The sequence below is a fragment of the Porphyrobacter sp. HT-58-2 genome (genome assembly GCF_002952215.1).
Classification (GTDB): domain Bacteria; phylum Pseudomonadota; class Alphaproteobacteria; order Sphingomonadales; family Sphingomonadaceae; genus Erythrobacter.
Genome location: NZ_CP022600.1, coordinates 1,040,079 through 1,052,633, shown reverse-complemented (window position 1 = coordinate 1,052,633; position 12,555 = coordinate 1,040,079). Strand labels below are relative to the sequence as shown.

Annotated in this window: 12 protein-coding genes and 1 pseudogene; 6 read left to right on the top strand and 7 right to left on the bottom strand. The window is 65.1% G+C overall.

Features of this window, described 5'->3' with window-relative positions:
* Window positions 1-13: 13 nt before the first annotated feature.
* The 4 genes and pseudogenes from CHX26_RS05055 to CHX26_RS05045 form a co-directional block, all read right to left on the bottom strand.
* Window positions 14-1,443: pseudogene (locus tag CHX26_RS05055) on the bottom strand (porin).
* 138 nt (window positions 1,444-1,581) lie between these two features.
* Window positions 1,582-1,716, bottom strand: coding sequence for a hypothetical protein (locus CHX26_RS16195; RefSeq protein ID WP_335682320.1), 135 nt, complete (start codon window positions 1,714-1,716; stop codon window positions 1,582-1,584).
* Window positions 1,717-1,763: 47 nt separating this feature from the next.
* A complete protein-coding gene (locus CHX26_RS05050) occupies window positions 1,764-2,546 on the bottom strand; it encodes an MBL fold metallo-hydrolase (protein WP_335682319.1) in 783 nt (260 codons plus the stop codon).
* Window positions 2,543-3,337, bottom strand: coding sequence for a quinoprotein dehydrogenase-associated SoxYZ-like carrier (locus tag CHX26_RS05045; RefSeq protein WP_104941429.1), 795 nt, complete (start codon window positions 3,335-3,337; stop codon window positions 2,543-2,545). The genes CHX26_RS05050 and CHX26_RS05045 overlap by 4 nt, the downstream gene beginning before the upstream one ends.
* Before the next feature lie 66 nt (window positions 3,338-3,403).
* Here CHX26_RS05045 and CHX26_RS05040 point away from each other — a divergent pair, with 66 nt between their 5' ends.
* Complete coding sequence (locus CHX26_RS05040; RefSeq protein WP_233997282.1) at window positions 3,404-4,012, top strand: rhodanese-like domain-containing protein; 609 nt, start codon at window positions 3,404-3,406, stop codon at window positions 4,010-4,012.
* Between the two features lies 1 nt (window position 4,013).
* The gene (locus CHX26_RS05035; protein ID WP_104941428.1) at window positions 4,014-4,307 is read left to right on the top strand and encodes an EthD family reductase; all 294 of its coding nucleotides are present in this window, start codon (window positions 4,014-4,016) and stop codon (window positions 4,305-4,307) included.
* 57 nt (window positions 4,308-4,364) lie between these two features.
* Here CHX26_RS05035 and CHX26_RS05030 read toward each other — a convergent pair whose 3' ends face one another.
* From CHX26_RS05030 to CHX26_RS05020, 3 genes are all read right to left on the bottom strand, one after another.
* Entirely contained in the window at window positions 4,365-4,946 is a 582-nt protein-coding gene (locus CHX26_RS05030) for a c-type cytochrome (RefSeq protein ID WP_233997281.1), read from the bottom strand.
* A gap of 91 nt (window positions 4,947-5,037) precedes the next feature.
* Window positions 5,038-7,362 (bottom strand): TonB-dependent receptor family protein, encoded by a 2,325-nt coding sequence (locus CHX26_RS05025; RefSeq protein WP_172449710.1) that lies wholly within the window; start codon window positions 7,360-7,362, stop codon window positions 5,038-5,040.
* A 67-nt stretch (window positions 7,363-7,429) separates the two neighbouring features.
* Entirely contained in the window at window positions 7,430-8,392 is a 963-nt protein-coding gene (locus tag CHX26_RS05020) for a PQQ-dependent catabolism-associated beta-propeller protein (RefSeq protein ID WP_233997377.1), read from the bottom strand.
* A gap of 148 nt (window positions 8,393-8,540) precedes the next feature.
* Between CHX26_RS05020 and pedF the strand changes: the two genes are divergently transcribed.
* The 4 genes from pedF to CHX26_RS05000 all read left to right on the top strand — a co-directional run bounded on the left by pedF (window position 8,541) and on the right by CHX26_RS05000 (window position 12,459).
* Window positions 8,541-8,975: a cytochrome c-550 PedF gene (gene pedF, locus CHX26_RS05015; protein ID WP_104941426.1), complete on the top strand. Its 435-nt coding sequence runs from the start codon at window positions 8,541-8,543 to the stop codon at window positions 8,973-8,975.
* Window positions 8,976-9,030: 55 nt separating this feature from the next.
* The gene (locus CHX26_RS05010) at window positions 9,031-9,852 is read left to right on the top strand and encodes a transporter substrate-binding domain-containing protein (protein WP_233997375.1); all 822 of its coding nucleotides are present in this window, start codon (window positions 9,031-9,033) and stop codon (window positions 9,850-9,852) included.
* Window positions 9,853-9,984: 132 nt separating this feature from the next.
* Window positions 9,985-11,730, top strand: a complete 1,746-nt coding sequence (locus CHX26_RS05005) for a methanol/ethanol family PQQ-dependent dehydrogenase (protein WP_104941424.1) — start codon at window positions 9,985-9,987, stop codon at window positions 11,728-11,730.
* Between the two features lie 75 nt (window positions 11,731-11,805).
* Window positions 11,806-12,459, top strand: a complete 654-nt coding sequence (locus CHX26_RS05000; protein WP_104941423.1) for a response regulator — start codon at window positions 11,806-11,808, stop codon at window positions 12,457-12,459.
* Window positions 12,460-12,555: the final 96 nt, after the last annotated feature.

The window sequence follows — 12,555 nt, the reverse complement described above, 5'->3', positions numbered from 1 at the left end:
AACCGGCGCAGGATCAGAAGAAAAGGATGGCGCCGAGCGCAATGCTGTCGCTGTCCGCTTCATTGCCACCGTGCGCCTCGCTTGTGGCGCGGGTATATTCGCCCAGCAGCGTGACCCAGTCGGTAAGGCCGTAACGGATCTGCCCGACATAGCTCGAATTCTTGCGCACCAGCGTGTTGCCGACCGCCGTTTCGTTGGCGGTCAGATCGAGATTGCTCTCGCCATAGCTTGCGCCGAACGAGACCTTGCCGAAGGTCGCCAGGCCCTGGACGTAGAACCCGTCGCTGCCGCGCGGGTTGCCCAGCGCATCGGTATCGAGCAAGTTGAGCACGGTCGTCCCCAGACCTTTGGCGGTGTACCAGTTGGCCACCGCCGAGAACGGCCCGACCGTGACCTTGCCGCCGGCGTCCATCCCGCGTCCGGTATAGGACACAAGCCCCCGGTGCCTGCACCGATCGTTTCGTGCTTCTGGGTGACGCCCGAAGCCCACAGCCTCAGCGCGACATCGCCCAGCGTCTTGTCGTAGGTCAGCTTGCCCTGAAAGCCGGGGGCAGTGTTGGTCTGCGCCGGCGCGGTCAGCGATTGCAGTGGCTGGAACACCCCGGCCGAAACCTGGAACCCGCCGAGACTGGGGCTGGTATAGGTGATCTGCGGCTGGAAATCGGTGTAGATATAGCCCGATCCGATCCGGCCCAAGGTGGTGTTGCCCGGCGCGACATTGCCGCCCGGAGGGCCAGCGGCGAGCAGGGTGATATCGTTGAGGATGGCTTCCGAGCCGAACAGGCCGATGTCGCGGCCAAGCTTGACCGTCCCGAACCCGCCGCCGATCGTCATGTAGACTTGGCGGAAGTCGATCCCCGCGGTTGCCAGCGCCGTCGGCTGGCCGCCATTATTGGCGCCCAATGGCCCCCAGTTGGCCGAGTTGATCCCCGGATACATCCCGAAATGCGCGCCGATATCGAGCCCGGCCTGCTGAGTCGTCACATCGATCAGCAGATAGCCCGGCAAGAGCCCGTTGCGCACCGCATTCGAGCTGTCGGTGCCGACCGATGCAATCCCGCCGCCGACCGCAGTGGTCGGGCCGGGCGTATCGGGGTTGTCGTTGACATAAAAGGCGTTGATCGAGCCGGAGAACTTGATTGTTGCCGGGCCGACTTCCAGCCCGATGCCCTTGTCGGTCATCCTCACGAACCGACTGGTATCAGCCGCCTCGCCGCTCGCCGGCGCTGCAACCGGAGCCGCAGCGGCAGGAGCCGGAGCGGGTGGCGGCGCAGCATTGGTTTCGGCCATGATCTGGGCATATTCCTCGTCGGTGAGAATGCCCTTTTCGTGCAGCCGCTGAAGCAATTGCTGGGTCGCGGTCCCTTGCGCAAGGGCCGGGGTGCTGGCGCTCCCCATAACCAAGGCGGCCGCAGCGCAATGGAGCAGATGTCTCAATCTCATGTCCTTCCCCCTGTTTATGTTTTTCCGCCGTCCAAAGCGGCGCGCTGATGCTGCGCTCGCCCGGCCTGCGCCGAAATTGGACTTTGGTTCTCGTTCCTTGGTCTAAGACCTCAGGGACAAGCGGGGGGTGCGCGGTGGCTAACCGTCGATGCGCGGCAGGAGTTCAGCCTCAAGCCGGGGGTAGAAATGCGAGACCGAGCGGGTCAGTTCGTATCGCGCCGCCGCCATGCCGGCAAAACGCTCCGGGATCGGCAGGTTGGCAGCCTCGGCCATGTCGAGGCCTTTCGCAACAGCATGGCGCAGACTGGTCTCCAGCCAGGTCAGCAGTCGCGCGTCTGGGCAATTGCCACGCCAGTGCCGCACAGCGGGCCATGGCCAGGCACCAACTGGCGATGCGACGTCGCGGTGAGCCGATCAAGCGCCACGTGCCAACCACCGAATTCGGCATGAGGCGTCGCCGGAGCGCGATTGTGGAACACCAGATCGCCCGCGATCAGCGTGCCGCTGGCCACATCAAGAATGGCCAGATCGCCCGCGCTATGACCGGACAGCGCCAGCAACCTGAGGCGGCGTCCCCCAACGATCACCTCGCCCTGGTCCGCAGCAGCGTTTGGCAGGATCACCTCGGTCCCGGCCATCCAGCCATGCAGCATCCGGTACATCGCATCGGAAAAGCCGCTGCCGTCGCGTTCAAGCTCGGCCCGCGTCCCGGGCAGGGCATGGATCTCGGCTCCGGCAAAGGCACCGTTGCCGAAGCTGTGATCGGGGTGGAGATGGGTGATGTAGACCCGCGTGACCGCTTGCCCGGTCAACCGGCGTGCCAGCGCGCCGAGCGCCTGTCCGAAACCAAGCGAAGGGCCGCTGTCGATCACGATCGCGCCCGTATCGCTCGCCATGATGACGCAATTGGCAATCGCCCCGCCATTGGCGAAACCGAGCGCCTCGTCCGCGCCGCGTACCATCCAGATGCCATCGCCGATGGCGGTCGCATCAGGGGTGTAGGTGCCGGCGAATTCCTGCGCGCTGGCGGCACAGGGGGCAGCAAGGCGCGCAGCCAGCGGCAGAGCCATGGCCCCGGCCAGAAGGTGCCGCCGTGCGATCATCGCATTATCGCGGCAGCGACCCGGCTGCCGCTGCCAGGCGGAAGCGTCCCGGCAAATTCCAGCCCCCCGGTGTCGCGCGCTGCTACGGCCAGATCGCCCGCAAGTCCGGGAGCCAGCATCAGAGTGAAAGAGGGATCTTCGCTGACCGAGGCATGGATCGCCATCCGCGCAAGCGCAGTGCCGGCCGCGTCCCTCACCGTCAGTTCGTCGATATTGTAGACCGGGATGTTTTCGACCAGCCCGGTGTCCATCGGGTGACGGAATGACAGGCGCAGACGGGTCGCCTCGCCCGTGCTCCACACCGCGCCGCGCAATTCACCCAGATGATCGGCCCAGTCGCCGCGCACCCGGCTGAGCGGCGGGGCCGAACAGCCACCGCCGGCTGCATCGACCCAACCTCCCGCAACGTGCCACACGCCGTCCGCCGTCAACACCGCCGCCCGCACCGGAGTGCGCTGATCAAGCTTGATCCGGGTCGCGACAAAGGCCTGCGCCTTGATCGGCTCATACTCCACCGCCACCGGAATCGGGTTCAAGTCAGCGAAGATGACGATCCGCACCACATCGCCCAGCATCCGGGCATCGACAGTGACCGGCATCACGTGCTGGTTTTCAGCAAGCATCGGCAGGACAACCTGCACCCGATCGTCAAACACCACGCTTGCGCCCTTGAACAGCTTGGCCGCGTGATAATCCCACATCGGGGAATCGAGCGGATCCGCTGGAAGCGGCTGGGCCAGTGCTGCGGCTGGCGCCGCGAGCATCACGAGCGAGAGAAGCTTGCCTATCATACCAATGGCCAATGTATTCTCTGCTGCTGGCTTGCGCATATAGGACCTTGGGACAAGGGGGACGCAATGCACGTGAGGAATGGCGTTCTGGCAGGCATGGCCGCGCTGGCGCTGGCAATTCCGGCGCGGGCCGCCCAAGAGCCTGCCGCCAGTTCTGGCGAACCCGCGCTGTTCGATGCCGAGGGTTACCGCGCGGCGCGTTACCGCAGCCCGATCAAGGCCGATCCCGCCCCTGCTGCCGTCATCGACATCTCAGCCGCGCTGGCCCTGGAGCCGGGGCGCGATGCGCTGTTCATCGACGTGATGCCCGCCGAAGGGGGCTTGCGCGATCCTGTCAGCGGGGTCTGGAGGCTCACGCGCGAACACCTCACCATCCCCGGTGCCTTGTGGTTTCCCGAGACAGGGCGCGCACCGGTCGACACCGAACTTTGGCAAGCGCTTGAGGCAGCGATTGGCGAGGCCCGCCTTGCAGCGCCCGATCAGCCGGTGATCCTGTTCTGCCGCACCGATTGCTGGATGAGCTGGAACGCCGCCCGCCGTCTCGCACGGGCGGGAGTGGGCAATGTCCATTGGCTCGCCGAAGGCACCGATGGCTGGCACGCCGCGGGACGCACGCTTGTGACCGCTGTGCCGGTCGCCGTCCCCGCGGCAAGGATCTTGCAACAGGAGCACTGATATGGCCAATCTGGTGGTAAGTTACCCCCTCCACGAAGGCGCGACCTTCGATGCGGACTATTACCGCGACACCCACATCCCGCTGGTCGAGACGAGCTGGGGGCCGAGCGGCCTGACCGGGGCCGAGATCCTGTGGCCTGCCGACGCGGCCCAGCCCGTGGCGGCGATGGCGGTGCTGCGCTTCCGCGATGCCGCCGCAATCGACGCGGCGATGGGCTCGCCCGCGACAGGCGCGGTGATGGCCGACATCGCAAATTTCACCAATATCCAGCCGAGCATCTATCGCACGGCCTGACCTGCTTTTGCGGGCGGGCGCGGTTCACAACGGCCCGCGCCCACGCCCTTGCGACCCTCAGCTCTGCTGCTTGAGGTAGTCGATGATTTCCTGACGCTTGGCCGCGTCCTTGATCCCCGGAAAGCTCATGCGGTTGCCCGGCACCATGGCCCGCGGATTTTCGAGCCATTTGTGCAGGCTCGCCTCGTCCCACTTGAGACCCGATGCCTTAAGCGCATCGGAATAGGCAAACCCGCCCTGCGCCGCCGCTGAACCGAAGACGCCATAAAGATTGGGACCAAGCTTGTCCTCGCCGCCCTTGTCAGCTGTGTGGCAAGCCGCGCAGCGCGCATAACCTGCCGGAGCGGCGGCGACCGCTGCGACCTTCACCACGGCGGGCGCAGGTGCAGCAGCCGGCGCAGGCGCGGCGACCGGGGCAACAGCCGCAGCCTTCTCCGCTGCGGCGGCAGGCACTTCCTCGACCGCCGGAACTTCTGCTGCCTCAGCCTCGGGCGCAGCGGTCGCGTCAGGCGCAGCAGCTTCGGCGGCTGGCACCTCGGGTGCCGGGGCGGCGGTGCCTTCCGCTGCCGGCTCGCCGCCCGAACAGGCGGTCAGTGCCAGAGCCAGCAGCGCGCTGGCGGAAATCGAACGAAGGGCCACGGGTCTTCTCCCTGTGATGGTTGGTTCTTGTGCTGGCCTGAATGACAGGTTTGCGCAGCGCGCGACATTGCACCTTTGGACGAAGGCCCGGTCAGAAACGCATCCGTACGCCGCCAACAATCGTGCGCGGGCGCCCTGCCGCCATCCCGTCGACCCGGCTGGCGAGGTATTGCTTGTCGAACAGGTTCCAGGCCGTGGCGAAGAAGGTCACGCGCCCCTTGTCCGGCGTATAGGACAACCCGGCGTTGAACAGGGTCACGGCCGGAATGGCCCCGGCCAGACCCGAACACAGTGCATCCGAACACCCACTGGCATTGATCGCAGTATCAAGCACCCGCGCAAAGGGATCGGGCTGCTGGCTGCTGCGGTAATCAAGGCCGAAGCGTGCCTCGATGCCCGCCGGGTGCTGATAGCCCGCAGTCAGCGACAGGGTATTGCGCGGGGCATAGGGCAGGCGGCTGCCTGCGATGATCCCATTGCCGTTGAAGCAGCCGTCGTCATCGTCGCACGGCGCGCCGGTCACACCCCCATCGCCCGCGCTGAACGCAGCGTCGCTGGTGGTGCCGAACCGGGCAGTGGGAACGTGGGTCCAGGCCGCTTGCAGCCACAGGTTGTGATCGCTGCCCGTCAGCGGCCCGGTATCGATCCGCCCTGCCACCTCAAGCCCCTCCTGCCGGGTACGCCCGCCATTGACGAAACTGCCAAGCGCGCTGCTGATCACGATTTCGCGGAAATCGGTGCGGAACAGGGTCGCTTCCAGCGAGACGCCCGGTCGAGGCTGACTGCGGATACCGAGCTCCCAATTGGTCGAGCGTTCGGGCGCAACCGGGGCCGGGCCTTCCGTGCCGATGTCGCGGCTCGGGCGCGGCGGCGCGAAGCCCGCATGAACCCCTCCGAAAATCTCGGTGCCGGTTGCGACTTGCCACACCGCGCCGAGGCCGGGGAGCAGCACCGTGTCGGTCTGATCCACCGTGATATCGACCGCAGTGCTGCTAGCGCGGCGCACCAGCGTGGTGGTCTCGATGTGCTCGAACCGCAAGCCGCCCGTGATGGTCACAGCGCCCGCTGTCGTACTGTTCTGGACATAGCCGCTGAAGGCGCGGACATCGATCGCGGCATCCTCGCGGTGGGCGGAGCCTGTGAGGCTGCGCGCGAAATCGAGGCTGCGAATTGCCGGATCGCTGCTGCGGAACTGATCGCGCTGCACGCGCTCCTGATGCCAGCGCACGCCTGCCGTGATGGTGTTCTCCAGCCCGAACAGGTTATGCCCGGCATCGAGGCGGCTCTCGATACCGTAGTAATGGAAGCGCCGGGGACGCCAGCGTCCGCCGCACGCAGCCGAAGCTTCGGGCGTGATCTGGTTGTCGGCGCTGCCGCCGGTGCCGGGTTCGGGATCGTCCTCGTCGAAACAGCGGTCGAGCACCGTCCAGCCCGTTGCCAGACCGCGTTCATCGGGGGCATCGTCCCAGCCTCCGGGCTTGTCGGTCTGGCGGAAACTGGCGCGGAAAGTGCGCACCCAATACCCGGTGGTGGTCAGCTGCACCTTGTCGCCTGGCGTCCAGACATGGCTGGCCTGCAGATGGGTGCGGTCCTGCTCGAAACGGTCGAACCGGCCGGTCGGGGCCTGGAACGGATCGGCCTCGTATTCCAGCGTGCCGAGCATCGTCTCGGTGATGTTGGAGCGTTCCTGATAATGGCTGGCGCGCAGGCGCAGCTCATGCGTTTCGCCCAGCATTACCCGGCCCTTTGCCAACACCTCCCAGATGTCGAAATCGTGACTGTCGCGGATACCGTCACCGCCGCGCGCGGTCGCCTCGATCAGGACGCCGCCCTTTTCGCTACCGGTGCCCAGCGCGCCCTGAAATCCGTATAACCCGCGCGTCCCGCCGCGCGCCTCGCCGCGCACCATCGCCCCGTCAGTAGGGACAGGGGTGGAGACGAAGTTTATCATCCCCCCCACGGTCTGCGGCCCGTAGAGGATCTGTCCGGACCCACGCACCACCTCGATCCGCTCGATCCGTTCGACTGGCGGGGCGTAATGCGCTGCGGGATCGCCATAGGGCGCCAGCGCGATCGGCACCCCGTCCTCCATCAGCAGGATGCGCGAGGAGCGGCGCGGATCGAGCCCGCGGATACCGATGTTGAGCGCAAGCCCTCCCGCATCCTCCTCGACCACGTTGATGCCCGGAATCGCGATCAGTTGGTCGCGCAGCGAGATCGGGGCGCGCTCCTCGATGTCCTCACGTTCCACCACATCGCGCGAACCGGGCATCAACCGGCTGTCATCGGGAACGATGCCCGTGACAATGATGGTCGTCAGGGCTTCCTCCTGCCCTGCCGCTGCGCTTTCGGCCTGCGCTACCGCCGGCAAAGACAGCGCTGCACTGGCCAGCATGAGGCCCTTCGAATTCCGCATTGCACCCCTCCTGCCGGGGCCGCTTGGGCGGCCCTCATTGGTCATAAATTCTGTGTGTTGAACCGCCCTACTCCGCCAGCACCACCCCCCACGGGCCTTCACCGGCCGGGATGCGCGACACCACGCTGGCACTGGCGAGATCGACAACGGCAACATCATTGCTGGTGCCATTTGCAACCACAGCGCGCTTGCCATCGGCGGTGATGGCAAGGTGCCAGGGTCGCCCACCCGTCTTGACATAGGAGCGCACGGTGCGGCTTGCGACGTCGACCAGTGCGATCGAATCCGCCCGGCCCAGCGCGATGACCGCGGTCGTGCCGTCGGGCGTGAAGCGGATACCGCAGGGCAGCACCTTGTACGCCATGGCTCCAGGCGGCGCGAAAGCGATGGTGTCGATGATTTCGCGGCTGGCGACGTCGACCACGTGGACGGTCTGCCCAATCTCGGCGGCGATCCACACGTGGCGGCCATCGGGGGTAAATTCGATATGCCGGGGCCGCGCATCAGTTTCGAGCTCGGCGATGGTTTCCCGCGTGGCAACGTCGATCCAGCTGACGATGTTCTCTTCCTCGCTGGCAACCAGCAACCACTTGCCATCCGGGCTGACGGCAATGCCTTCGGGCTCCTCGCCGACTTCGACCTGCCAGGCGACCTTGCGGGCTTCGAGATCGATGGCGGTGGCCGCCGCGTCATCCTCGTTGGCGACGAACAGGTGGCGGCCATCAGGCGAAAGGAAGAATTGTTCGGGATCATTACCCGCAGGCATCACCGCAATCAGTGCGCCGGTCTTCGCATCGCGGATCTCCACCGCGTTGTCGATGCTGGCGCAGATGTAGAGATACTTGCCGTCCTTGCTCAACAGGATCCCGCGCGGGCGCTGGCCGACATCGAAGGTGTCTATCACGGTGCCGCTGGCGACATCGATCACGCTGACGGTGGAGCCGCGTTCGTTACTGACATAGGCGGTCTGAGCCGCGCCGGAGCTGGCGACCAGAGCTGCGGCCAAGGCCATAAAGCTGTGACGAAACATCATGTCCCGCATCCTACAGACACGCTTGCGACCCGCGATTGTACCAAAGTGCAATGGGGATTCGGGGGCTTACGCGTAATCTGATGCCACGGGAGATTGTTGCTGCGCCTGCCGGCACAGCACCTGAGGCACAAAAGGGGTTTGTGAGATGAAGAACTACGCGGGACGCATCCTGGCAGGTGCAGCAATCGCCTCTCTGGCGCTGGTCGCCGGGCCGCAGATCATGGCCCATGGCGACGTGACGCCGCAAGCCGTTGACACGTCGGACCTGCCCGACATCGGCGAGGCATGGCTTGAGGAAAATCCGTATAGCGGCAACACCCGCGCGATCGAGATCGGTTCGTCGGCCTACAACCAGAATTGCGCACGCTGCCACGGGCTGGAAGCGATTTCGGGCGGGATTGCGCCTGACCTGCGCTACCTCGAACTCGGTGCTTCGGGCGATCAGTGGTACATGGAGCGTTATCGCAACGGATCGAGCCACGATGGCAAGGTCTATATGCCGCCCTTCGGAGACGTCCTGGGCCAGAAAGCCGGTTGGGCGATCCGCGCCTTCCTCGAAACGAAGTACACGGAAGAATAAGGTGGCCGATACCCGCAGGGGGTTTTTGGCCGGTGCGATCGGTGCGGGCTGCGCCATGGCGCTTTCCGGGCCACTGGGCGCGGCACCGCTGGCGCGGGTCAGGGAACTGGGCGTTCTGCGCGTGGGTCTTTATGCCGACAACCGCCCATGGTCATGGGATCTGGGTGGTGGCAGGCCCGCCGGGATCGACGTCGATCTTGCCATGGCAATCGCCGAACAGCTTGGCGTCAGATCCGAAATCGCGCTGTTCACCGCCGACGAGGAACTCTCAGACGATCTGCGCAACGTTATCTGGCGCGGGGGGCTGCTGGGCTTCAGGCGCTGCGACCTGATGTTGCACGTGCCGTTCGACATGCAGCTGTCCGCGCGCGAGGATCAGGTGGTGTTTGTCGCCCCCTATTACCGCGAGGAATTCACCGCGCTGTGTTCCTCCGACGCCCGCGACTGCGAGATGCCGCCGCAGCGGTTTGTCGGCAGCAGGGTGGCAGCCGAGATCGATTCGGTGCCGGATTTCTACCTTGTCGGTGGGTTCGGCGGCATTCTGCGCGGGGATGTGGCACATTATCCCAACGGCTATTCCGCTGCGGTCGCGGTGCATGACGGCGAAGCGACCATGGCAGTCGCAACCCGCGCCCAGATCGAAGCCTCGATCGCGGAACGTTCAGGCAGCGGCGCAAAGCTGCGCAAGAGCCCCTTGCCGATGATGCCCTCGCCGGGCTGGGATATCGGCATGGCGGTACGCGAGGACAGCCGCACGCTGGGCTTCGCGGTCGAGGATATCGTGACGGCGATGACCGCCGATGGCCGGATGGCCGCGCTGTTCGCGAAGCATGGGGTCACCTGGCAGGCGGCGGCCGCAACGCGCACCATCGGCTGACCGCGCTGCCTAGTTCCAAGGTTCAATTGTTGCATCGGCCAAGGGGGGTAGTCTGGACGCTCCTTATGGGGCGTCACCCGTCAGCAGCCTGCATGGCCAGCGGGAAACGAAGAACACAACGAGGAGGGAACGATGAAGGGCTTGACCACTATTCTCGCCGCGAGCGCCGCGCTCGCCGGCATCGCCTTGACGGCACCGGCCTTGGCCGAAGACGGGCCGACCATGGATCAGCTGATGGATGACGCCGCATCGACCGGCGATGTCCTGACCTATGGCATGGGGCCGCAGCAACAGCGCTTCAGCCCGCTTGATGCGATCAACACCGAAAATGTCGCGCGCATGGTGCCGGCCTTCGCCGCGTCGCTCGGCGGGGAAAAGCAGCGCGGGCAGGAATCGCAGCCGATCGTCTATGACGGCGTGATCTATGTCACCGGCTCCTATTCGCGCATGTTCGCCTTCGATGCGCGCACAGGCGAGAAGATGTGGGAGTACAACCATCGCCTGCCCGACGGCATCATGCCCTGCTGCGACGTGGTCAACCGCGGCGCGGCGATCCACGGCGACAAGGTGATCTTCGCAACGCTCGATGCGCGACTGGTCGCGCTCAATCGCAAGACCGGCAAGGTGATCTGGAACAAGATGACCGCCGACTACAAAGCGGGCTATTCCGCCACCGCTGCGCCGATCATCGTCAAGAACCTTGTCATAACCGGCAATTCCGGCGGCGAATTCGGGATCGTGGGTGAAGTGCAGGCCCGCAATGTCGATACAGGCGAAGTGGTCTGGACCCGCCCTGTCATCGAAGGCCACATGGGAACCCTCAATGGCAAGGACAACGGCATCACCGGCAAGACCAATGCGACCTGGCAAGGCGACATGTGGAAAACCGGGGGCGGCGCGACCTGGCTCGGCGGCACCTATGACCCCGACACCAATCTCGTCTTCTTCGGCACCGGCAACCCGGCCCCGTGGAACAGCCACCTGCGCCCGGGCGACAACCTCTACACCGCCTCGACCATAGCGATCGATCCCGACACCGGGGTGATCAAGTGGCATTACCAGACCACACCCAACGACGGCTGGGACTTTGACGGCGTGAACGAGTTCATCCCCTTTGACGGCGAGTTCAAGGGCAAGACAATGAAGCTTGGCGCCAAGGCCGACCGCAATGGCTACTTCTACATTCTCGACCGCACCAACGGGAAGCTGATGAATGCCACCCCATTCGTGATGCAGCCCAACTGGGCAAGCAAGATTGACCTCAAGACGGGTCGCCCGGTCTATAATGTCGACAATCGTCCCGGCGCGCCGGGCGAAGCGGACAAGGGCAAATCGGTCTTCGCCACCCCGAGCTTCCTCGGCGGCAAGAACTGGATGCCGATGGCCTATTCGCCCGACACCGAGATGTTCTACGTCCCCTCCAACGACTGGGGCATGGACATCTGGAACGAACCCATCGCCTACAAGAAAGGCGCCGCCTATCTTGGCGCCGGCTTTACCATCAAGCCGATTGCCGATGATCACATCGGTGCGCTGCGCGCGATCGATCCCAAGACCGGCAGAATTGTGTGGGAATACCTCAACAAGGCGCCGCTGTGGGGCGGTGTGCTGACGACCCGTGGCAATCTGGTCTTCACCGGTACGCCCGAAGGCTACCTCAAGGCCTTCGACGCCAAGACCGGCAAGGAGCTGTGGAAGTTCCAGACAGGTTCCGGCGTGGTGGGCTCGCCCGTGACCTGGGAGATGGACGGCGAGCAATATGTCGCGGTCATGTCCGGTTGGGGCGGCGCGGTGCCGCTGTGGGGCGGCGAGGTCGCCAAAACCTTCAAGGAAATCAGCCAGGGCGGATCGCTCTGGGTCTTCAAGCTGCCCAAGTAAGGGCCGCAAGGACGGGCGGGGCCACAGCGCTCCGCCCGTCTTTTTCTTTCCCGATCGCCGCGCTAGGACACCGCCATGACCGACGCCCCACCGCTCGAAAGCGTTCTGATTGTCGATGATCACGCCCTTATCCGCGACGGGCTGCGTGCGATCCTCCTGTCCAGCTTCCCCGATTGCGCCATTGCCGAGGCGGGCAGCTTCACCGAGGCCCTGACCCAACTTGAAGCTGCGCCTGATCCCGATATCGTGCTGCTCGATCTCAACATCCCCGATGCATCGCGCTTTTCCGCGCTCGAACAGCTGCGGGCCGATTTTCCAAGCCTGCCGGTGGTGATGGTCTCGGGCTCCTATGACCGCGTGACCGTGCGCGATGCGCTTGCCGCCGGAGCGGCGGGCTTTCTGCCCAAGACGCTGGACCGGACAACAATCATCGACGCTATTCAGCAAGTGCTTTCCGGCGAGATCTATGTCCCGGGTGAGTTGCAAAGCGATCCTCTTGCCGACGAGGAAGAGGAAAAGATCCGCAAGCTGATCGACAGCCTCACCCCGCAGCAGCGGGTGGTGCTCGGCCATCTGGTCGCGGGGCGGCTGAACAAGCAGATCGCGCACGAGCTCGACATATCGATGACCACCGTCAAGGCGCACGTGTCAGCCATCCTGTGCAAGCTGAACGTGTTCAGCCGCACGCAGGCGGTGATCCTCGCCGGACGGGTCGGGTTCGAAGGCTAGAGCGGATTCCGATCTGGCTGCGCCAGATCAACCGCTCTAATTTATTGGTTTGCCGCGTTTTCCGAACCGTCAGGTGATTCCACCTGACTGGAAAAC